General features: G+C 63.2%; 24 protein-coding genes. 18 read left to right on the top strand and 6 right to left on the bottom strand.

Annotated elements, in window-relative coordinates; all coding sequences use genetic code 11:
- Positions 1-21 precede the first annotated feature (21 nt).
- From ACPWMG_RS23770 to ACPWMG_RS23755, 4 genes are all read right to left on the bottom strand, one after another.
- Complete coding sequence (locus tag ACPWMG_RS23770; protein ID WP_483301962.1) at positions 22-546, bottom strand: C40 family peptidase; 525 nt, start codon at positions 544-546, stop codon at positions 22-24.
- 90 nt (positions 547-636) lie between these two features.
- On the bottom strand, positions 637-1,851 hold the full coding sequence (locus tag ACPWMG_RS23765; protein WP_483301961.1) for a vWA domain-containing protein: 1,215 nt from the start codon (positions 1,849-1,851) through the stop codon (positions 637-639).
- An 18-nt stretch (positions 1,852-1,869) separates the two neighbouring features.
- Positions 1,870-2,457, bottom strand: a complete 588-nt coding sequence (locus tag ACPWMG_RS23760) for a GNAT family N-acetyltransferase (protein WP_483301960.1) — start codon at positions 2,455-2,457, stop codon at positions 1,870-1,872.
- A 23-nt stretch (positions 2,458-2,480) separates the two neighbouring features.
- Positions 2,481-3,335 (bottom strand): AAA family ATPase, encoded by an 855-nt coding sequence (locus ACPWMG_RS23755; RefSeq protein ID WP_483301959.1) that lies wholly within the window; start codon positions 3,333-3,335, stop codon positions 2,481-2,483.
- 117 nt (positions 3,336-3,452) lie between these two features.
- Here ACPWMG_RS23755 and ACPWMG_RS23750 point away from each other — a divergent pair, with 117 nt between their 5' ends.
- The 3 genes from ACPWMG_RS23750 to ACPWMG_RS23740 all read left to right on the top strand — a co-directional run bounded on the left by ACPWMG_RS23750 (position 3,453) and on the right by ACPWMG_RS23740 (position 6,903).
- Complete coding sequence (locus ACPWMG_RS23750) at positions 3,453-4,124, top strand: c-type cytochrome (RefSeq protein WP_483301958.1); 672 nt, start codon at positions 3,453-3,455, stop codon at positions 4,122-4,124.
- Positions 4,125-4,313: 189 nt separating this feature from the next.
- Positions 4,314-5,807, top strand: coding sequence for an MBOAT family O-acyltransferase (locus ACPWMG_RS23745; protein ID WP_483301957.1), 1,494 nt, complete (start codon positions 4,314-4,316; stop codon positions 5,805-5,807).
- A gap of 1 nt (position 5,808) precedes the next feature.
- A complete protein-coding gene (locus tag ACPWMG_RS23740) occupies positions 5,809-6,903 on the top strand; it encodes a hypothetical protein (protein WP_483301956.1) in 1,095 nt (364 codons plus the stop codon).
- A 17-nt stretch (positions 6,904-6,920) separates the two neighbouring features.
- Here ACPWMG_RS23740 and ACPWMG_RS23735 read toward each other — a convergent pair whose 3' ends face one another.
- On the bottom strand, positions 6,921-7,355 hold the full coding sequence (locus tag ACPWMG_RS23735) for a DUF1841 family protein (protein WP_483301955.1): 435 nt from the start codon (positions 7,353-7,355) through the stop codon (positions 6,921-6,923).
- Positions 7,356-7,502: 147 nt separating this feature from the next.
- On the opposite strand from ACPWMG_RS23735, the gene ACPWMG_RS23730 reads away from it, so the two are divergent.
- Both ACPWMG_RS23730 and ACPWMG_RS23725 read left to right on the top strand, forming a co-directional pair.
- Complete coding sequence (locus ACPWMG_RS23730) at positions 7,503-7,724, top strand: hypothetical protein (protein ID WP_483301954.1); 222 nt, start codon at positions 7,503-7,505, stop codon at positions 7,722-7,724.
- Positions 7,725-7,819: 95 nt separating this feature from the next.
- Entirely contained in the window at positions 7,820-8,911 is a 1,092-nt protein-coding gene (locus tag ACPWMG_RS23725) for a maleylacetate reductase (protein WP_483301953.1), read from the top strand.
- Here the strand turns inward: ACPWMG_RS23725 and ACPWMG_RS23720 are convergent.
- A complete protein-coding gene (locus ACPWMG_RS23720; RefSeq protein ID WP_483301952.1) occupies positions 8,908-9,837 on the bottom strand; it encodes a LysR family transcriptional regulator in 930 nt (309 codons plus the stop codon). The two genes, ACPWMG_RS23725 and ACPWMG_RS23720, sit on opposite strands and share 4 nt — an antisense overlap.
- Before the next feature lie 169 nt (positions 9,838-10,006).
- On the opposite strand from ACPWMG_RS23720, the gene ACPWMG_RS23715 reads away from it, so the two are divergent.
- From ACPWMG_RS23715 to ACPWMG_RS23655, 13 genes are all read left to right on the top strand, one after another.
- The gene (locus tag ACPWMG_RS23715; protein ID WP_483301951.1) at positions 10,007-10,843 is read left to right on the top strand and encodes an intradiol ring-cleavage dioxygenase; all 837 of its coding nucleotides are present in this window, start codon (positions 10,007-10,009) and stop codon (positions 10,841-10,843) included.
- Positions 10,844-10,871: 28 nt separating this feature from the next.
- Positions 10,872-11,171: a Dabb family protein gene (locus tag ACPWMG_RS23710; protein ID WP_483301950.1), complete on the top strand. Its 300-nt coding sequence runs from the start codon at positions 10,872-10,874 to the stop codon at positions 11,169-11,171.
- Positions 11,168-12,040, top strand: coding sequence for a sugar phosphate isomerase/epimerase family protein (locus ACPWMG_RS23705; protein ID WP_483301949.1), 873 nt, complete (start codon positions 11,168-11,170; stop codon positions 12,038-12,040). The genes ACPWMG_RS23710 and ACPWMG_RS23705 overlap by 4 nt, the downstream gene beginning before the upstream one ends.
- Positions 12,041-12,058: 18 nt before the next feature.
- A complete protein-coding gene (locus ACPWMG_RS23700) occupies positions 12,059-12,673 on the top strand; it encodes a nuclear transport factor 2 family protein (protein ID WP_483301948.1) in 615 nt (204 codons plus the stop codon).
- 21 nt (positions 12,674-12,694) lie between these two features.
- A complete protein-coding gene (locus tag ACPWMG_RS23695; RefSeq protein WP_483305324.1) occupies positions 12,695-13,432 on the top strand; it encodes an SDR family NAD(P)-dependent oxidoreductase in 738 nt (245 codons plus the stop codon).
- 71 nt (positions 13,433-13,503) lie between these two features.
- The gene (locus ACPWMG_RS23690; RefSeq protein ID WP_483301947.1) at positions 13,504-14,646 is read left to right on the top strand and encodes an ABC transporter substrate-binding protein; all 1,143 of its coding nucleotides are present in this window, start codon (positions 13,504-13,506) and stop codon (positions 14,644-14,646) included.
- 44 nt (positions 14,647-14,690) lie between these two features.
- Positions 14,691-15,080 carry a 5-carboxymethyl-2-hydroxymuconate Delta-isomerase gene (locus tag ACPWMG_RS23685; protein WP_483301946.1) on the top strand — a complete coding sequence of 130 codons (390 nt, stop codon included), beginning with the start codon at positions 14,691-14,693 and terminating at the stop codon, positions 15,078-15,080.
- Positions 15,077-15,982 (top strand): shikimate dehydrogenase family protein, encoded by a 906-nt coding sequence (locus ACPWMG_RS23680; RefSeq protein WP_483301945.1) that lies wholly within the window; start codon positions 15,077-15,079, stop codon positions 15,980-15,982. Before ACPWMG_RS23685 ends, ACPWMG_RS23680 begins: the two co-directional genes overlap by 4 nt.
- The gene (locus tag ACPWMG_RS23675) at positions 15,979-16,866 is read left to right on the top strand and encodes a shikimate dehydrogenase family protein (protein WP_483301944.1); all 888 of its coding nucleotides are present in this window, start codon (positions 15,979-15,981) and stop codon (positions 16,864-16,866) included. Before ACPWMG_RS23680 ends, ACPWMG_RS23675 begins: the two co-directional genes overlap by 4 nt.
- 13 nt (positions 16,867-16,879) lie before the next feature.
- Positions 16,880-17,710, top strand: coding sequence for a sugar phosphate isomerase/epimerase family protein (locus tag ACPWMG_RS23670; protein WP_483301943.1), 831 nt, complete (start codon positions 16,880-16,882; stop codon positions 17,708-17,710).
- A gap of 51 nt (positions 17,711-17,761) precedes the next feature.
- Positions 17,762-18,760: a Bug family tripartite tricarboxylate transporter substrate binding protein gene (locus tag ACPWMG_RS23665; protein WP_483301942.1), complete on the top strand. Its 999-nt coding sequence runs from the start codon at positions 17,762-17,764 to the stop codon at positions 18,758-18,760.
- A gap of 62 nt (positions 18,761-18,822) precedes the next feature.
- On the top strand, positions 18,823-19,662 hold the full coding sequence (locus tag ACPWMG_RS23660) for an alpha/beta fold hydrolase (protein WP_483301941.1): 840 nt from the start codon (positions 18,823-18,825) through the stop codon (positions 19,660-19,662).
- Complete coding sequence (locus ACPWMG_RS23655) at positions 19,659-20,930, top strand: FAD-dependent oxidoreductase (RefSeq protein ID WP_483301940.1); 1,272 nt, start codon at positions 19,659-19,661, stop codon at positions 20,928-20,930. The genes ACPWMG_RS23660 and ACPWMG_RS23655 overlap by 4 nt, the downstream gene beginning before the upstream one ends.
- The last annotated feature ends 95 nt before the right edge of the window (positions 20,931-21,025 follow it).

The raw sequence follows: 21,025 nt of genomic DNA, 5'->3' as shown, positions 1-21,025 counted from the left end.
ATTCGCTTGCGAATTGAGCCGTTAAGGGCGGCGCACCGCCATGAGGCGCTGTGCCCAATAACGCGCATCCATGTTGTCCATGCGCACCGTGCCTCCGGTCGAGGGTGCATGGACAAATCGCCCTTCACCCACAAAGATGCCCGCATGCGTGGCGTTGCCGCTGCTGCCAAAAATCACCAGGTCGCCAGTGCGCAGTTGGGAGCGGTCGATCACGTCGCCCCAGCCGCTGATGGCGCGCACGGTGCGTGGCACTTGCAGGCCGGCGGTGTAGCGGTAAACAAAGCCGATCAGGCCGCTGCAGTCAAAGCCCGAATCAGGCGTGTTGCCGCCATAGCGGTAGGGCGTGCCCACCAAGCCCAGCGCATACATAGCGGCGTCTTGCGCTTGTTGGTCAGAGATTTCAGAGGGGGGAGGCGGCGGAATGCCGTAGTCGGTGTGCGCGGATTTAGGCGGCGCCGTGGAGCAACCCACCAGCAGCAGAGCAGCTACTGTGGCGAGGGCTAGGGTGAGCCCCCGCAGTGTGGGCGATTGGCTGTCCAGAGGCATAGGGCCGATGGTAACGTGAGGGTCGCGCGCACAGGCTGAAACCCGCTCTGTGGACAGGTTATTCGGCGACTTGGCGCCAGTCCACTGTGGCTATTTTGTCAACAAGCGCATGGCCTCTTCCAGGCCCTTGAGGGTGAGCGGGTACATGCGGTTGCTCATCAGCTGCTGGATCATGCTGATGCTTTGGCGGAACTGCCACACGCCTTGCGGCTCGGGGTTGATCCAGGCGAACTTGGGGAAGGCGTGTGTCAGCCGCTGCAGCCATTCGGCACCGGCTTCTTCGTTGTTGTATTCGACGCTGCCGCCGGGCTGCAAAATCTCATACGGGCTCATCGTCGCGTCGCCGATGAAGATGAGTTTGTAGTCCTTGTTGTACTTGCGGATGATGTCCCAAGTGGCGAACTTTTCGCTGTAGCGGCGGCGGTTGTTCTTCCACATGAAGTCGTACACGCAGTTGTGGAAGTAGTAGAACTCCAGGTGCTTGAACTCGGCCTTGGCGGCGGAGAACATTTCTTCCACGCGGGCGATGTGGTCGTCCATGGTGCCGCCCACGTCCATCAGCAGCAGCACCTTCACGTTGTTGTGCCGCTCGGGCACCATCTTGATGTCGAGCCAGCCGGCGTTGGCGGCGGTGGCGCGGATGGTGTCGGGCAAGTCCAGCTCTTCGGCCGCGCCCTCACGCGCAAAGCGGCGCAGTCGGCGCAAGGCGACCTTGATGTTGCGTGTGCCCAGCTCTTGCGTGTCGTCGTAGTCTTTGTAGGCGCGCTGGTCCCACACCTTCACGGCGCTCTTGTTGCGACCCTTGTCCTGGCCGATGCGGATACCGCGCGGGTTGAAGCCATTGGCGCCAAACGGGCTGGTGCCGCCAGTGCCAATCCACTTGCTGCCGCCTTCGTGGCGCTCTTTCTGTTCTTCGAAGCGCTTTTTCAGCGTCTCCATCAGCTCGTCCCAGCCAAGCTGTTCGATCTTCGCCTTTTCTTCGGGGCTGAGTTCCAGTTCCAGGTTTTTGCGCAGCCACTCCAAAGGGATTTCTTTGGTGAAGTCGGCCAGCATTTCCACACCCTTGAAGTAGGCGGCAAAGGCGCGGTCGAACTTGTCGTAGTGTTTCTCGTCTTTGACGAGGGTGGTGCGCGCCAGGTAGTAGAAGTCGTCGATCTGGTAGCCGGTGCTGGTGTCGCTATCAACGTCTTGCGGCGTGTTCGGTCCCACCACACCCTGCTGCAAGGCTTCGAGCAGGGTGAGGTATTCCTTGACGGAAACCGGCAGCTTGGCGCTGCGCAAGGTGTAGAAGAAGTCGATCAGCATGGCTATCCCCCAGACGCATCAACTACGTCGTTTGGCGAGCAGGTCTTTCAGTTGCGCCTTCACATCAGGCCATTCGCCGGCGCGCAGGCTGTACATCACAGTGTCGCGGATGGTGCCGTCGCGGCGCAGCGCGTGGCCACGGATCACGCCGTCTTTCTTCGCGCCCAGGCGCTCGATGGCGCGCTGCGAGGCGTGGTTGAAGTTGTCGGTGCGCCAGCCCACGACGTTGCAACCCAGCGTGTCAAACGCGTGGCTCAGCATCAAGAGCTTGCAGGTGGTGTTGACGTGGGTGCGCTGGCACCGCGCGGCGTACCAGGTGTAGCCAATCTCTACACGTTTCACGGCGGGCAGGATGTCATGGAAGCTGGTGCTGCCCAGCACCGTTCCTGTGGCAGCTTCTGTGACGGCAAAAGCAAAACGGTCAGCGGTTTTCAGCGCGGTCTCGATGTAGGCGCGGGTGTTTTCCGGCTCGGGCACCGAGGTGACGCGGATGTTCCACAGCTCGCCATCGGCGGCGGCGACGCGCAGGCCGGCTTCGTGTTCCAGAGACAGGGGGACCAGGGCCAGGTCGCCAGCTTTCAGCGTGACGGGTTCTACGAATGCCATCTACTCAACTCCTATCGGTGAACTTAACGGTTGTTGCGTTGCATGAAAACCAGTTTTTCGAACAGCGTCACATCCTGTTCGTTCTTCAGCAGGGCGCCCACCAGCGGCGGCACGGCGACCTTGTCGTCTTTGCTTTGCAGCGCCTCGACGGGAATGTCTTCGGCTACCAGCAGCTTCAGCCAGTCCAGCAGTTCGCTGGTGGACGGCTTTTTCTTCAGGCCGGGCAGGTTGCGCACGTCGTAGAAGGTCTTCATGGCGGCGGCCAGCAGTTCTTTCTTCAGCGTGGGGAAGTGCACGTCCACGATCTGCTGCATGGTGGCGGCGTCGGGGAACTTGATGTAGTGGAAGAAGCAGCGGCGCAAGAAGGCGTCGGGCAGTTCTTTTTCGTTGTTGGAGGTGATGAACACCAGCGGCCGGTGTTTGGCCCGGATCATTTCGCGCGTTTCGTAGCAATAGAACTCCATGCGGTCGAGCTCGCGCAGCAAGTCGTTCGGGAACTCGATGTCGGCCTTGTCGATTTCGTCGATCAGCAGCGCCACAGGTGCATCGGAGGTGAAAGCCTGCCACAACACGCCTTTGACGATGTAGTTGTGGATGTCTTTGACGCGCTCGCCGCCGTCCACATCAGCCAGTTGGCTGTCGCGCAGGCGGCTCACAGCGTCGTATTCATACAACCCTTGTTGCGCTTTGGTGGTCGATTTGATGTGCCACTGCAACAGTGGAATGCCCAAAGTCTGTGCCACTTCTTCGGCCAACATGGTCTTGCCGGTGCCGGGTTCGCCCTTGACCAACAGCGGCCTTTTGAGAGTGGCGGCGGCGTTGACTGCCAGCATCAGATCGGGGGTGGCGACGTAGTTTTCAGAGCCTTGGAACTTCATATTCAAGCGGGTTGGACGGTTGGTACGGCAGGCAAATCCCTAGGTGCTTGAAAGAGACTCATCGATATAATCGAAGGCTGATCAGAGGCAAGATTTTCTCTAGATTGTGCTCGCAAAATGAAGAATAAGTTGTTGACCACGGTGTTCGCGGTTTCTGTAGCAACAGTGGCCGCCATGTCTAGTGCACAGGAGATCAAGGGAGACGCCAAGGCTGGAGAGTCGAAGGTTGCCATGTGTATTGGCTGCCACGGCATCAAGGGCTACCAGGCGACGTTTCCCGAGGTCCACAAGGTGCCCATGATTTCGGGACAAAGCGCCAAATACATAGTGTCTGCCCTCACCGCCTACCGTGCGGCTGAGCGCAAGCACCCCACGATGCGCGGCATTGCCGACTCGCTGACCGACCAGGACATGGCCGATGTGGCCGCGTACTACAGCGTCAACGGGGTGGTTGAAGGCGCACCGGCCCTTCCCGCCAAGCCCGCACACGAGGCGAGCGGCAAGGTGGCCGAGTTGCTGACCAAAGGCAACTGCATCTCCTGCCATGGCGACAACTTCTCCAAACCCATCGATCCCGCCTATCCCAAGATTGCCGGCCAGCACCCAGACTACCTGTTTGTGGCCCTGAAGTCCTACAAGGTGGCGAATAACGGCAACATTGGCCGCAGCAACGGCGTGATGGCCGGGGTGGCCAAGCAGTTCTCGAATGCTGAGCTGAAGCTGATGGCCAATTACTTGTCCACGCTCGACACCGAGCTCAAAGTGGTGCCCGAGAAGCCGTTCCGCTGATCCGGCGCTGCTCCCCACCGATGCTCGCTTTAAGCGAGCATTTTTTTGGGGTTTTTCGACAGATGGCTATCGTGCGGGCCTGGTTTTTTGGCACCTTTATTGCATCCCGTGTTGTTATCGAATCACGCGATGTGTTAATTCGCCGAGTAGCACCTCGTCGAGCAGAGGCGGCTCCACAGTCTGGAATCGATGTTATTCACCACCGCCATCTTTGTGCTGCTGTTCCTGCCCATCACCTTGGCGGGGTTCTTTCTGATAGGGCACTACTCGCGCTACGGGGCCGCAGCGTGGTTGCTGATGGCGTCGCTGTTCTTTTACGGCTACTGGATGCCCGAGTTCACATGGCTGCTGCTGGGCTCCATCGGTGTTAATTTTGGGGTGGGGCTGCGGCTGGCGGCGGCGCGCAAAGCCGGTGCACACCCTGGCCATTTGCGTGCGTGGCTCACCTTGGGTGTGGTTTTTAACCTGGGACTTCTGGGCTACTTCAAATACGCCAATTTCTTTGTGCAAAACCTGGAGTACCTGCTAGGCGCTTCGTACAGCCTGGCGCGTGTGGTGCTGCCCATTGGTGTGTCGTTCTACTGCTTCACGCAGATTGCCTTTTTGGTGGACACCTACCACGGCAAGGTGCGCGAGGCGAATATCTTGCATTACGGCCTGTTCGTCACCTACTTTCCGCACCTGATTGCGGGACCGGTGCTGCACCACGCGCAAATGATGCCGCAGTTCGGCAACAGCGCCATTTACCGGCCGAATAGGGGCCATCTGGTGGCCGGGCTGCTGATCTTCGGCATCGGCATGTTCAAGAAGGTGGTGCTGTCGGACGGCGTCAGTCCCTTCGCCAACGCCATCTTCATCCCCGTCGATGCGGGGGCAATGCCCACCACGGCCGAGGCCTGGTTGGGTGCGGTGGCCTACACCCTGCAGTTGTACTTCGACTTTTCGGGTTACTCCGACATGGCGATCGGCTTGTCCTGGATGTTCAACGTGCGACTGCCCTTCAACTTCAACTCACCCTACCGCGCCACCAGTATCAGCGACTTCTGGCGGCGCTGGCACATCACGCTGTCGGCCTTTCTGCGCGACTACCTCTACATCGCGCTGGGCGGCAACCGTTATGGGCCGGTGCGGCGCTATGTGAACCTGATGGCGACCATGGTGCTGGGCGGCCTGTGGCACGGTGCCAGTTGGTCGTTTGTCATTTGGGGCGCCTTGCACGGGGTTTATTTGGTGATCAACCACGGTTTTCGGGTTGTCATCGGCCCGCGTGCCTGCGCCGCGCTGGGCCATAGCCGCCTGTGGGCGGTGTTTGCCTGGGGCTTGACGTTGGTGTGTGTGGTCGTGGGTTGGGTGTTCTTTCGGGCTGAAACGCTTCCCGGTGCGATGCGCATGTTGTCTGCGATGACCGGGGGCGCCGATGCGGCGCAGGGTGGTGTGGCGGTCTTGATGTGGAATGCGGGGTTGCAATGGTCTGCCGCCGCTGTGTGGTGCGGCGTGCTGTTGGCCACTGCCGTGTGGGCACCAAACGCCAACGCCATAGGCAGCAGGGCGCTGCAGTGGTGCGAACACGTGTCGTTGGGGCGCACCGTGGCGGGCACGGTTGGCCTGTTGGGCGTTGCCTTTCTGCTGCTGGTGAACGCCGCTCGCGACGCGGTCAGCGCCTTCATCTACTTCAATTTCTGACATGAAGAAGACTGTTCTTCGGGTTGTGCTTGGGGTCGCCATCGGCGGGCTGGGGTTCGTGTTGGGGTTGGAGATGCTGTTTCGGCTGCTGCCGGTCTCTACCGCTACGCAATCCAGCTACTGGATAGACCCGGTGATCGTGACCTACCCGCCGCACCACCGTTGGGTGGCGTCTACCGGCTGGGATCTGCGCCGCCCGCAAACGCTGCGCGCCAATAACCTGGGCTTTGTGGCCGAGCGCGACTTTGTGCCCAACCCGCAAGCGCTGGCGTTGATTGGCGATAGTTTTGTGGAAGCCACGATGCTGGAGGCCGATGCACGCCCCGGCGCCCAACTGGAGCGCGCATTGGGGGGCTTATCGGGTGTAACGCGCCCGGTATACGCCATGGGCGGGGCCGGATCGGCGCTGCTCGACTACGCCGAGCGGGTGCGCTACGCCTACCAGCACTTAGGCGTGCGTGACTTCGTGATCCAGATGGAAGGCGGGGATGTACGGCAGTCGCTTTGTGGCTCGGGCAACGTGCACGGACCCTGCCTCGACCGCGAAACGCTGGCGCCGCGCATCGAAACCATGCCCCCGCCATCGACGGCCAAACGGCTGTTGCGCCACTCGGCGTTGGCGCAATATGTGGTGGGCCAGCTCAAGGTGGATTTTCGGCACCTGGCCGCGACGGCTTTCCAACGCAACATTCCCGAAATGGCGGGCGAAGACGAGCCAGAAGAGCAGGGCCGTCAAGAGCCGCAGGCGTCGTCGCCCGGGCATAGCTTGTCGCCCGTGAATGAAGCGCGTGTGGTCGCTGTCACCGATATTTTCTGGCAGCGCCTTGCCGCTTTTGCGCCACAAGCGCGGGTGCTGTTTGTGGTGGACGGCGGCCGCAGTCCCGTGAATGGGCCGTTGTCGGATATTGCGCTAGAGCGCGTGCGCTTCATTGAGATGGCGCGAGCCCGTGGCTACAAGGTGCTGGATGCCGAGCAGGTGTTTGCCCCTCATGTGGCGAATTCCCCTTTGTCGCTGCTGGTGGCGCCCGACGACGGCCACATGAACAGCTACGCCGTGGAGCTGCTCATGCGCGCCACAGCCCAAGCGTTGCGCTGAACCCGCAAGCGAAAAGGTCAGTCGCGCGTGGCGCGGCGCTGCACGCTGTCGACATACGCATCGCCGTCCGGCGGGCGGCCGGCGCGCTGGCTTTCCCACAGGATTTGCCCCAGGCATTCCATGGCTTCGTGGTGGGCGTCGTGTAATGAGTCGCGGCGGCGCGTGAGCAATTCCACCGCTTGGCGAATGCCGCGTGGCTGGTCGATCGAGCATTGTTCGCTCAGCGACAAGTGCATCGACAAATGCAGAAACGGGTTTTCCTGGACGGTGCTGACCTCGGCCATTTTGGCCAGGGCGGCGTCTACGTCCTGCAGCTCGGCGTGGTACTCGGGGTGCTCGTCGATCCACTGGCTAGCTATTATTTCAATAGCTTCCATCGCTTGTCCTGTCTTGTTTTTATCGTAAACAGAACAGAAGAAGCGGCGGACGTCGGCTTGTGATGGGTTGAACATGGGCGGCAGGTTATCACGCAGCCCTTTTCCCTTGCTGGGCTGGCGTTTTGCGCTGGGTGCTGGCGCGCCCAAGTGGCCGCGTCCTACGCAAAGCGCTTCGGCCGGCCCCTACATTGGCCCTCACAAACATCTGTCGAGGGACACACCATGAACGCCATCCGTATTGTTGGAATTGTCTTGATCGTTGGCGGCCTTGTCGGCTTCTTCACCGGCGGCTTCAACTTCACCAAGGAAAGCACGGCGGCCAAAATCGGCCCGCTGGAACTGAAGGTGAAGGAAAAAGAATCGGTGAACATTCCGCAGTGGCTGAGCGTGGGCGCCGCCGTGGCTGGTGCGGTGCTGCTGGCAGCCAGCGCACGTAAATCTTAAATAGAGCGGCAAGGGCGCCGCTGCTGGAAAACTCATTTCCAGCCAGCCGCTTGAGCCCGTAGGCGGGCAAAGCCACACTGCTGGCTTTGCTCGCCGTGACCTCTCACCTTCCTCAGCACCTCCACCCCTTCGTTTTTACCAGCCAGCCTCAGCGCGTGGTGTTCGGCGCCGGGCGCCTGCAGCAACTGGCGGAAGAAGTGGCCTTGCTTGGTGCACAAAAAGCGTTGGTGCTCAGCACGCCCGGGCAGCGCCGCTTGGCCGAGCGGGCCGCAGATTTGTTGGGTGCGCGTGCCGCTGGCATCTTTGACCAAGCGGTGATGCATGTGCCGATCGCATCGGCTCACGCCGCAAGGGCCGAGGCTGCGCGCTTGGGGGCTGACTGTTGCGTCGCCATCGGCGGCGGTTCCACCACGGGACTGGGCAAGGCGATTGCGCTGGATTCTGGCCTACCGGTGGTGGCCGTGCCCACCACCTACGCTGGTTCCGAGATGACGCCGATTTACGGCATCACCGAAGCTGGCCTGAAGAAAACCGGCCGCGACCCCCGCGTGTTGCCGCGCACGGTGATTTACGACCCCGAGCTGACATTGCAATTGCCCGGGCCCATCAGCTTGACCAGCGGCATCAACGCCATGGCCCATGCGGCCGAAGGTTTGTATGCGGCCGATGGCAACCCCATCACCCAATTGATTGCCGAGGAAGGCATTGCCGCACTGGCCCGCGCGCTGCCAGTGCTGGCCGATGAGGGGCAAGCCGCGTCCATCAGCGCACGCACCGACGCGCTTTACGGCGCCTGGCTTTGCGGAGCGGTGCTGGGCAGCGTGGCGATGGCGCTGCACCACAAGTTGTGCCACACCTTGGGCGGCAGCTTCAACTTGCCGCATGCCCCCACCCACACCATCGTGCTGCCGCATGCGCTGGCCTACAACGCCAGCCACGCGCCCGACGCCATGCAGCGCATGGCGCGCGCACTGGGGTCACCCAGTCCCGCGCAGGCCCTCTACGATTTGGCGCAACGCCACGGCGCGGCGGTGGCGCTGCGCGACCTGGGGCTCCAAGAGGCGGACCTGGATACCGCTTGCAACCTGGCGCTGCAGAACCGCTACCCCAACCCGCGTCCACTGGCGCGTGAGCCGATCCGTGCGCTCTTGCAGGACGCCTGGGCGGGTGTGCGCCCACCAGCCTAATAGACGTCGAAGCGCTGCGTCCACTTGCGTTCAAAGTCCATGCGTTCAAAGTACTCAGCAATGAAGTCAATGAAGGTGCGCACCTTGGCCGACAAGTGCCGCCGGCTCGGGTACGCCAGGTTGATCGTCAGGTGCGGCAGATCCCATTCGTCGAGGATAGGCACCAGGCGCCCGGCCACGATGTCGTCAAACAAGATGTAGGTGGGTTGCACCAGGATGCCCATGCCGTCGAGTGCGGCCGCACGCAGCACCTGGCCGTCGTTCGATTCGAGCAGGCCCTTGGCGTGCACCATGGTCACCTGGCCGTCGCGCTCGAAGCGCATGTCGTTGGGGTTGTTGGCGTAGGTGTAGATCAGCATCTTGTGCTGCTGCAGGTCTTCCAATGTGCGGGGCCGGCCATGCAGCGCCAGATAACGCGGAGAGGCCGCGAGGATGCGGCGCGTTTCGCCCAGGCGGCGGATGGTGATGTTCGAGTCGGGCTCCACCTCGCGTGTGCGGATGGCCACGTCGATGTTGTTCTCGATCAAATCAAAATAGCGGTTGGCGGCTTCCACATGCACCGTCACTTTAGGGTAGCGGTTGGTGTACTCGCGCAGCAGTGGCGCGATGTGGTGCATTGAAAACGACAGCGAGGCCGTCACGCGCAAGGTGCCGCTCGGGGCCAGTGCCGTGGCGTTGACGTTCGACTCGGCATCTTTCAGCTCGGCCAGAATGCCCTTGGCACGGCTCAGAAACTCCTGGCCGGTCTCCGTCAAATAGAGCCTGCGCGTGTTGCGCTCCACCAAGCGCGCGCCCAGGCGCTGCTCCAGCGCCGCCAGGTGCCGGCTGGCCGCCGCGTTCGACAGGTCCAGCGCCTCCGCAGCGCGGCTCAGGCTGCCGGTTTCGGCCACCTGCACAAACAGCTCGATTTCGGTCCAGCGGTCCAATCGTGTCTCCTATTCAGGGCGATTTTTGTTGGTTTTAGCGCATTTTGCGGCGACAAGGCGGTCGATTCTTCCGCTAGGCGGAAAAGTCATTTGTCGCCTCGGGCTTTTCAGCGGGTGCCATGTTTTCTACATTGCCTGCACACCCACAAAAAAAAGCCAGGAGACCCACTTGCGCAACCTCAACCAGGACAACATCACCCAGGCGGTTATGGCGCGCTTTTGTGACACCCCGGACCCACGTCTGAAAGAGGTGGTCACCAGCTTGGTGCAGCACCTGCATGCCTTTGCGCGTGAGGTGCGGTTGACGGAAGACGAGTGGGCCAAAGGCATTGCCTTTCTCACCGCCACCGGCCAGAAGTGCGACGACAAGCGCCAGGAGTTCATTCTGTTGAGCGACGTGCTGGGCCTGTCGATGCTGACCGTGGCGATGAACAACGACAAACCGCGTGGCTGCACCGAATCAACGGTGTTCGGCCCGTTCTTCATCGAAGGTGCGCCGCACTTTGAACACGGCGCCGACGTGGCCAACGGCGCCAACGGCGAGCCTTGCGACGTGGTGGCGCATGTGCGCAGCCTGGACGGCCGGCCCATTGCCGGTGCGCGGGTCGACGTGTGGCAGGCCGACGCCGAAGGCCATTACGACGTGCAAAACCCGGCGCTCGACCACGCCCAGGCGCGCGGCGTGTTGACCACCGGCGCCAAAGGCGAGCTGCACTTTCAGACCATCGTGGCCGAGGCCTACCCCATTCCCACCGACGGCCCGGTGGGCGAACTGCTGGCCGCCACCAAACGCCACCCATGGCGCCCGGCGCATCTGCATTTCAAGATTGCGGCCGAGGGCTATGAACCGCTGACCACGCATGTGTTTCGCGACGGCGACCAATACCTCGATTCCGATGCCGTGTTTGGCGTGCGCCAGTCGTTGGTGGCCGATTGGGTGTGCCAGCCCAATGGCCGCTACCGGCTGGACTACGACTTTGTGCTCAACCCCCTCACCGCGCGCTGACGCGTGTGCATCCTTTAACCGGTTATCCATGATCAAACATATCGTCATGTGGAGCGTCCGTGGCAGCACCCTGGCCGAGCGCCGCGAACACAGTGCCTTGCTGCGGCGCGAGTTCGAGTCGCTGAGCGGGCAGATCCCCGGCCTGCTGCGGCTGGAAGTGGGCATTGACCACAGCGCCGTCGACTACGCCTGTGACGTGGTGCTCTACAGTGAATTTGCCAGCCAGGCGGCACTCGACGCCTACGCTAGCCACCCCGAGCACCTGCGGGTGAAACAAGCGGTAGGCGACCTGCGCATCAGCCGCCACCAAGTGGATTACGCCGTATGACTGCGCCCACTGTTCCTGTGCACGCACCGATGCGAACTTCGATGCCAGCGTTGATGCCGGAGCTGTCGTTGCACCATTTGACAATGCTCAGCGCCGACCCGCTGACGCTGGTCGATGCCGCCGCCGCCGGAGGCTTTGAATACTGCGGCCTGCGCATCGTGCCACCGTCGCCCACCGATGTGCTTCTGGACGTGGTGGGCAACCCCGCACTGGTGCGCGAAATCGAGCAACGCCTGCGCAGCCACAATGTGCGCCTGCTCGATATCGAGGCCATCTGGCTGCGCCCTGAAACCGATGTGGCCGCGCTGGTACCGGCGCTCGAAGTGGGCCGCCGCCTGGGTGCGCGCCAGGTGTTGGTGGTGGGGTTTGACAGCGAACAGGAGCGCCTGTTCGACAACTTCTGTCGCTTATGCCAAGCCGCTGCCGCGCTGCAGATGAACGTGGCGCTGGAGTTCATCACCTATTGCACCATCGGCACGTTGGCGCAAGCGCTCGGTCTGGTGCAGCGCAGCCAGCAAGCGAATGCGCGTTTGTTGATCGACGCGCTGCAGTTTTTTCGCTCGGGTGCGCAGAGCGCTCAGCTTGCTGCCATTGACCCTTTGCTGCTGCCCTACATGCAGCTTTGCGACGGCCCGTTGGTGGGCCCCGAAAGCGTGGACGACCGCCGCGTCGAGGCACGTACCGCGCGCCTCCTGCCGGGCGAAGGTGAGCTGCCGCTGGCCGGTTTGCTGAAAGCCTTGCCGTCGGGTATTCCCATCAGTGTGGAAGCGCCCACACGGCGCCTGGCCGGCCTGCCGTATGCCGAGCAGGCGCAGATCGTGGGCGACACCACGCGGCGTTTTTTCAAGCATTTGCATTCAATCTCATAGAACCTGGAGACACATAACATGACCATGAACATTCCCGCTGACGCCGAACGCGACGTGCACACCATTCGCCAGTTGCTGGAGAACTGGGTGGTGTGGCGCGACGCCGGTGACTGGCAGCGCTTTCGCACCGTGTGGCACGACGATGGCGTGATGATGGCCACCTGGTTCCAGGGCGTGGCCGACGAGTTCATCCGCGTGACCCGTGAGGGCTGGGACAAGGGCGTCAGCATCTTGCACTTTCTGGGGGGCACGGCGGTGGACGTGGCGGGCCACCGTGCCGTGGCGCAAACCAAGATGACGATCTCACAACGCGCACTGGTGCACGACGTGTGGGTGGACGTGGTGTGCACGGGGCGCTTCTATGACTTTCTGGAAAAGCGCGATGGCCGCTGGGGCATGGTGCTGCGCCAACCGATCTACGAAAAAGACCGCATGGACCCGGTCTCGCCCAATTCTCGGCTGGTGCTCGACACCGACCTGCTGCTGTCGTTTCCCGAAGGCTACCGGCACCTGGCGTACCTGCAGAGCCAGATTGGCTACAAGATCAAAAAAGACATGCCCGGCCTCAAAGGCCCCGAGGTGCAGGCCCTCTACGCCAAGGGTGCGAACTGGTTGTCCGGCGGTGCACTGTAAAGGGGACGCAAGATGTCCATCATGCAACCCGTGAGTTTGCAGGGCCAGGTGGCCGTGGTGACCGGTGGCGCACGTGGCATTGGCCTGGGCATTGCGCAGCGGCTGACGGCCGAGGGCTGCCGCGTGGTGGTGTGGGACGTGAATGTGGCGGCGCTGGCCGACGCCAACTACACGCCAGCCTTTGCCACGGTGGTCGATGTGGCCAGCCGTGCCTCGGTAGACGCCGCAGTGCGCGCCACCACCGAGGCCGTAGGCCCGATCGACATTTTGGTCAACAACGCCGGTGTGAACGGCCCTGTGATGCCTACTTGGGACTACCCCGACGACGCCTGGGACAAGGTCTTGGCCATTGACCTGACCGGTGTTTTTTACTGCTGCCGCGCGGTGCTGCCGGCGATGCGCGAACGTGGCTACGGGCGCATCGTCAACGTCTCGTCAATTGCCGGAAAAGAGGGCATGCCGGGCATTGCCGCGTATTCGGCGGCCAAGGCGGGCGTGATCGGGTTTACCAAGTCGGTGGCGCGCGAGTTGGCGGGCAGCGGCGTCACCATGAACGCGATTGCGCCGGTGATCACCGAGACCGATCTGTTCAAAGAGATGACGGCCGAGCACATCGCCAGTGCCAAGGCGAAGATCCCGATGGGGCGGTTTTTGCAGATCCCCGAGATTGCGGCCACGGTGGCGTTCATCGCCAGCCCGGAATGCAGCTTCACCACGGGTTTTACGTTCGACTTGTCAGGGGGACGGGCAACGTATTGAGGCTTGGTCGGCAGCGCACAAAGAAGGCGTTGGTTTTTCGTGTGTATTCACCCAAAAAGGAGACGGACATCATGAAGAAGAGCTACCCCATCGTGGCAGGACTGTTGGCGCTGGCGCTGCAGGCCCCGGCCCACGCGCAGCAAACCATCAAGCTGGCCAACCTGCTGGAGCTGACCGGCCCCATCGCCTCGGCCGGCACCAATTACCGCAACGGCGTAGAGCTGGCGGTGAAGGAAATCAACGCCGCCGGTGGGGTGCTCGGACGCAAGTTCGAGGTGGACATGCTCGACACCCAAAGCAACCCCGGCGTGGCCAAAGCCATGGCCGCCAAGGCCGTGGATGAAGACGTGTTTGCCGCCATCGGACCCACGTTCTCCAGCTCCATGGTGGTCAGCATGAACGAGACGCGCCGGGCCGAAATTCCCAACTTCACCGGCGCGGCCGCCGCCTCGATCACCAGCCAGGGCAACGCCTACGTGATCCGCACCAACAGCACACAAGCCACCACCATGCCCAAGGTGGCGCGCTACATGATGGACGGGCTGAAGGCCAAGACGGTGGACATCATCTACGTCAACAGCGACTTCGGCAAAGGCGGGCGCGACGAGTTCATCAAGGCCGCCAAAGCCATGGGGCTAACCATCGGGGCCGATGTGTCAACCGACCAGGCGCAAGTCGATTTTTCGAGTGCGGTGCTGAAGGTCAAGCAGTCGGGCGGCGACGCCTTGTTTGCCTACACCAACGAAGAAGAATCGGCCCGGTTGCTGCGCGAGCTGCGCAAGCAGGGGTATGCCAAACCCATCATGGGCGACACCACGCTGGTCAGCCAGAAGACCATTGAGCTCGCCGGTGAGGCCGCGAATGGCGCGCTCGGTCACGTGCCTCTCACGGCCGATGCACCCACCGATGCCATGCGTGCGTTCGACAAGAAGTACCTCGATGCCTACAAGGTCCGCTCTGACCATAACGGCATCCAGGGCTACACCGTGCCCTACATCATCAAGGCCGTGAGCGAGAAGATTGGCAAGGTGGACCGCAAAGCCTTTGCCGCCGCGTTGAAGAACATGCCGCTGTACGTCAAAGACTACCCCGGCCTGCTGATGGACATCAAGTTCAACGACGCGGGCGACCCGGACCGGGTGAGCTACCTAGTGGAGATCAAGGGCGGCAAGCAGCAGGTGCTGTCGATCCTGCCCCCGGCAAAAGCTTTCTGAAAAAGCCTTCTGAGCCCATGACGGTTTGAACCCACGAGTTCCCCATGCCGCACATCACCATTGACTACACCGCCAACCTGGCGGCCGACGTGGCAGAAAGCGGCTTGGTGGCGGCGCTCCACCAGGCCGCCATCGGCACCGGCGCTTTTCCGCTGTGGGGCATCCGCACCTTGGCGCAGCCCGTGCACGACTACCGCGTGGCCGGTGGCCAGGCGGCCAACGGCTTCATCAAGGTGGTGGTGCGGATTGCACCGGGCCGCGATCTGGCAACGCGCAAGCGCATCACCCAAACCCTGTTCGATGCCGCCGTGCAAAGGCTGGCACCGGTGTATGGGCGCCGGCCACTCGGCTTTCAACTCGAACTCACCGAGTTCGATGCCGATCTGTGCCTGCAAAAGATCCACCTCGACGAGCCTGCGGCGGGGCCCACATGAGCCAGGTCACCGAGGGGCACAGCGCCCAGGGCCACCTCATTCAGGGCCACCTCATTCAAGGAACAACCCGGCTGGTCACCATCGTCGGCTCGCCGGTCGCGCAGGTGAAGATGCCCGGCACCATGAACCGCTACTTCGCCGAGCATGGACTCGACCTGGCGTTGGTGCCGCTGGACATTCCGCCCGCCGGTATTGCCGACTTCATCACCCTGCTCAAACAAAGCCGCAACCTGCTGGGCAGCATCGTTACCGTGCCGCACAAACAGGCCTTCGCCGCGCGGGTGGACCACATCACCGAGCGGGGCCGCATGGTGGGGGCGGTCAACGTGGTGCGGCGTGATGCCGAAGGTTTGCTGCATGGCGACCATGTCGACGGGTTCGGCTTCCTCAACGCCGCGCGTGTGCATGGCTTTCACCCCAAGGGGCGCTCGGCCCTGGTGGTGGGCGTGGGCGGCGCTGGCGGGGCGATTGCACATGCGCTGTGTGAAACCGGCATCGCCGCGCTGTGGGTGCTGGACCTCAACACCGAGCGCGTGCAAAGCCTCAGCGATGCCTTGCGTGAGCGGTTTCCGCAGGTGCAGGTCAGCACCGGTTGCAGCAGCCTGGGCGGGCTGGATGTGATCGCCCAGGCCACCCCCATGGGCATGCAAGTTGGCGACCCCTTGCCCTTGCCTGCGGCACTGCTGCAAACGCTGACGGCACGCACACTGGTGGCCGATGCGGTCACTGTGCCGACCATCACGCCGCTGCTGGCCTTTGCGAAAGCCAGGGGTTGCCGCGTGCAGACCGGGGTTGAAATGTCGCGCGCTTCCATGGCGTTTCTGGGCAGCTTTCTCGGCGTCATGCCGCAGGTGGACCCGGTGGGCGTGGTGTCCGCACCGTTGCTTTCGGCGGCGGTATGAAAACCGTTGTCTTGGGCACCACTCAACTGGCGGCCATCGTCGGCCACCCGGTGGCGCAGGTCAAACTGCCGGGCATCCTGAACCACTACTTTCACAATAAGCGGCTGGACTTGGCCATGGTGCCGTTTGACGTGCCGCCGGCCGCCCTGGCAGACTTTTTCTCGGTGCTGCGCCAAGGCGCCAACTTACCCGGTTGTGTGGTCACGGTGCCGCACAAACAAGCCGCCGCCGGTTTTCTGGATGTGTTGTCGGAGCGTGCCTGCGTGCTGAGCGCCGTGAACGTGGTGCGCCGCGAGGTGGATGGCCGGTTGCATGGCGACCATGTCGACGGCTTCAGCTTCTTGAGCGCGGCGCGTGCACACGGCTTTCACCCCAGCGGCTGTTCTGCCGTGGTGGTGGGCTCTGGCGGCACAGGCAGTGCCATCGCCTACGCGTTGTGTGCCACGCATGCGGCCGAGCTCTGCCTGCTGGGCCGCAATGGCCCGCGCATCCAGGCCTTGGGGGCACAGTTACAGGCGTTGTTTCCGTCGGTGCAGGTCACGTATGTCTGCCGTGATTTGGCCGACGTGGACCTGCTGGCCCAAGCCACAACCCTGGGCATGCGCGCCAGCGATGCCAAACCTGTGGCGCCGGAGCTGTTGGCCACCCTCACGCCGCGTGTGTTGGTGGCCGACGTCATCACCGCGCCCAGCATCACGCCGCTGATCGAGCTGGCGAGGGCGCGCGGTTGCCGAACCCAGATCGGCGTGGAAATGGCGCGCGCCTCCATGCCTTTCCTGGGCGGCTATCTGGGGGTGATGCCGTCGGTTGACCCACTGGCCGCAGTGCTGGCGCCGCTGCCACCACGGCCACCACTGCCCGATAAATCAAAACCACCCCACTGAAAAGAGCTTCTCCATGTCCCTTGCAGAGTCCTCGGAAACCGGCTTTGGTGGCAGCACCTTTTCGTTCATGTGGAGCGAAACCGCGCTTTCTGCCATGCGCCAAATGCGCGCTTTGGGCTTGAACGATTTTGATGCGCTGATGGTGCCGGGCCATCTGTGGCATGACGAACTGAACACCGCCGCGCGCAGCGCACTCGCGCGCGATTTACGGGCCGAAGGCATTCGCATCGAATCGCTGAACCTGCCCGCGCTCGACCATAACCTAGCCAGTTGTGTGCCCGAGGCGCGGGCCTATGCCTTGGCGCTGTTCACGCATGCCTTGCAGCTCAGCGCCGAACTGGGTGGCCGCGCGGTGGTGGCGGTGCCGGGCCGGGTGTCAGGCCTGTTTGCACCGCCGCAGCAGCAAAGTGAAGACTGGTTGGCGGCGAGTTTGGAAGCCTTGCTCAAGGTGGCAGAGCCGTTGGGCCAGAAGATCTACATCGAGTCGCACCCGCAAACGCCCATTCCCACCGTCGACAAGATCGAGCGCTTTTTGCAGCGCATCGACCACCCGTTGTTGCAGGTGGCTTATGACGTATCGAACGCTGAATACGTGAGTGAGAACCAGGGCGATGCGTTGCGTCGACTGGCATCGCGTTTGGGCCAGGTGCATTTGTCTGACGGCACGCGCACCCGCTGGCGACACGACCGCGTAGGGCTGGGCACGGTGGACTTCCCGGAGATCCAGCGCACATTGAAAGACATCGGTTTCCAAGGCGTGCAGGTGCTGGAGATCATTGGCACCACACCCTTGCCCGATATTGCGGCGTCGCTTGCCGCACTGGAACGACCCTGGCGACCCTAGCCACCCTGCAGTGTCTACATCGCTACGAACGATAAAAAGGAGACGAACACCATGGCCCATTCGCATCACTTCGATCGTCGACGCGCGCTCCTCGGCGTGCTGGGGGCAGGCAGCCTTCTGCCCCTGCTGGCGCGTGCCCAAGGGCCGAGCACCGGCTGGCCCAGCAAGCCCTTGCGCATCATCGTGGGGTTTCCGGCCGGCACATCGCCAGATCTGTTGGCGCGCGCCCTGAGCGACCCCATGGCCAAAATCCTGGGCCAACCGGTGATCGTGGAGAACCGCGTCGGCGCCGCCGGTGTGTTGGGCGCCGAGGCTTTGGCCAAGGCCACCGACAACCATAGCTTTGGCGTGGTGGGCAATGCAGCGTTGACCAGTGCGCCCATCCTCTACCCCAAGCTGCCGTACCGGCTGCAAGACTTTGCGCCCATCACCGTCATCGGCAGCTCGCCGCTGTTGATCGTGGCGTCGACCAAGATCACATTTGATTCACCGGCCGACTTCTTCAAGCAGGCGCGTGCGGCGGGCAACACCTGGAGCTACGGCTCGCTGGGCGTGGGTTCGGGTGTGCACCTGATCACCGAACTGCTGAAGGCCAAGGCTGGCATCACGCCGGTGCACGTGCCGTTCAACGGCGCGCCGGCGGTGATCAACGCGATGATCGGTGGCGACATCCACCTCGCGGCCTTGCCCATCGGCACTGCGTTGGCCCAGGTGCAGGCCGGGCGCATTCGCGGGGTGGCGGTGACCTCGGCCAGCCGCAGCATTCTGGCGCCGGACATGCCGGCGCTGACCGATGCCGGCGTGCCTGCCCTCAACATCGACATCTGGAACGCGGTGGTGGCGCCGGCCAACATGCCCCAACCGCTACGCGACCAGTTGAGCCAGGCGGCAGCGCAGGTGATCCGCTCGGACGACATGCGCGCCAAGCTGTTTCAACAAGGCTGGCGCGCCGAGGGCACCACACCCGAGGCCTTGAGCCAACGCATCCGCGACGACACGGCGGTGTACCGCGAGATCATCACCGCGCAACGCATCACGGTGGAAGGATGAGCGTGACGTTCGCTACAAGACGGCATACCTGGCCGGAAGAGACGGGGGACGAGGTGGCCATCATGTCGTACAGCGCAGGCCAGGGCCCCGCGCTGGTGCTGCTGCACGGCTACCCCGAAACCCACCTCGGCTGGCTGCCCGCTGCCAAGTTGTTGGCGGCCCATTTCAGCGTGGTGATGGTCGACCTGCGGGGTTATGGCGACAGCACCGGCCCCGAGCCCGATGCCGATCATCAGCATTACAGCAAACGAGCCGTGGCCGCTGATGTAGCACGCGTGATGCGCGATTTGGGCCACCACCGCTACGCCGTGGCCGGGCACGACCGTGGTGGCCGCGTGGCGCACCGGCTGGCGCTGGACTTCCACGCCGAGGTCACGGCGCTGGTGTCGCTCACGGTGATTCCTACGGTGGAGATGTGGCGGCGCATGAACCTCACATTTGGACTGCATGCTTACCACTGGTTGATGCTGGCGCAGCCGGCACCGTTGCCCGAAACCCTGCTGGCCGCGGATCCCGACTTCTTCCTGGACGACACCTTGGCCCGCATGACCCATGGCAAGTCCGTCATTGCCCCGGCCGCGCTGGCTGAGTACCGTCGCTGCTTTCGCAAACCAAGTGTGCGTTTGGCCATGATCGAAGACTATCGTGCCGCCGCCAGTGTGGACCTGGTGTTGGACGAGGCCGACCACGCCGCCGGGCGCCGAGTGGCCTGCCCGGTGCTGGTGCTGTGGGAAGCGGCGCGCTACACGCAGGGCGAAACGCCGGTGCAGATCTGGCAGCGCTGGGCCAGTGGCCCGGTGCACGGCGGCACACTCGACACCGGTCATTTGATGATGGAAGAAATGCCCGAAGCCACAGCCCACAAGATCAGCCAATTTCTACGCGACGGAATTCCTTCATGAACATCCCAACCGAACGATTCGACGTGGTGGTGGCTGGCGGTGGTGCGGCCGGTGTGGCGGCGGCTGTGGGGGCGGCGCAAATGGGCGCGCGCACCTTGTTGGTCGAACGTTATGGCTTTTTGGGCGGCGCGGCCACCAATGCGTTGGTGTTGTCGTACTGTGGTTTCTACACCGGTGGCAGTGCCGATAAAGCCCCGGTGCGCACCATTGGCGGTGTTGGTTGGGACTTGATGTTGCGGCTGCAGCAAATGGGTTTTGACGTGGCGCCGGTGCGCTCGAAAAGCGGCAACCAGATCATCATGATCGATGTCGAGGCGTTGAAGGTGGCGTTAGACCGGCTGGTGCTGGCACAGCCGATGGCGCTGCAGTTCCATACCAAGCTGGTGGCCGCGCACCGCAGCGGCGAGCGCTTGCAAGCCGTGACCCTGGCAGACCACCGGGGCCTGCACGACGTAGAGGCCGGCGCCTTCGTCGACGCCAGCGGGGAGGCCAGCCTGAGCGCGTTTGCGGACGTGCCGATGTCGCAACCCGGTGGCCCCGGCGCGCACCTGCAACCCGCTTCGCTGCCGGTGCGCATCGACGGTGTGCCACCCGACGTGGTCTTCGACCGCGCGCTGATGACGCGGCTGATCGCCGACTACAACGCCACGGCCGAGATCCCCATGCCGCGTGCCGATGGCGGTGTGGTGATGCGCCTGCCGGTGTCGCAAGACATCTGGTGGATGACGGTGGACCTCGACACCGACGGCGTCAGCGGCAGCGATCTCGCGCGTGCCGAAACCAGCGCCCGTGAACGCTCGTGGCGCTTTCTGGAAGTGCTGCGCCGCCACCCCGGTTTTGAGTGCGCGCACCTGGCGGCCACCGGCCCGCAGTTGGGCATTCGAGAAAGCCGCCGGCCGTTCTCCAACGGCGACGTGGCCGCCGCCGACGGCCTGGCCGGGCGGCGCAGCGATGAGGGCATTGCGCGCGCCAGTTGGCCGATGGAGGTGCACCTGGCGCCGGGCAAACAACGTTTTGTGCCGATTGGTGGCGAGGGCTTTTTTGACGTGCCGCACGCGGCAATCCAGGCGCGTGGCCTGGCCAACCTGCGCCTGGGTGGGCGCGTGATCGGTGCCGACGCCGAAGCCTATGGCTCGGTGCGGGTGATGGGGACGGCCTTTGCCACGGGGCAGGCGGCGGGGGTGTCGGCCGCACTCCAGGCGTTGCGCGGCGAGGCTCAGACGGCCGAGGTGCGCCGCATCTTGCTGGCCCAGCACGCCCTGGTGTGAGGTGTGGGCGGAACGTGACAACACCCCTACGCTGTCGCACGGCTGTCACATTACCGACTTAATCTGATGCATGTACTCCGCAGCCTGCGGAGGTT

The sequence above is a fragment of the Hydrophilobacter chitinilyticus genome, assembly GCF_049860745.1.
Classification (GTDB): domain Bacteria; phylum Pseudomonadota; class Gammaproteobacteria; order Burkholderiales; family Burkholderiaceae_C; genus Rhodoferax_B.
Note: the sequence above shows the minus strand (reverse complement) of the source record. Positions and strands in the feature narration are given on the sequence as shown.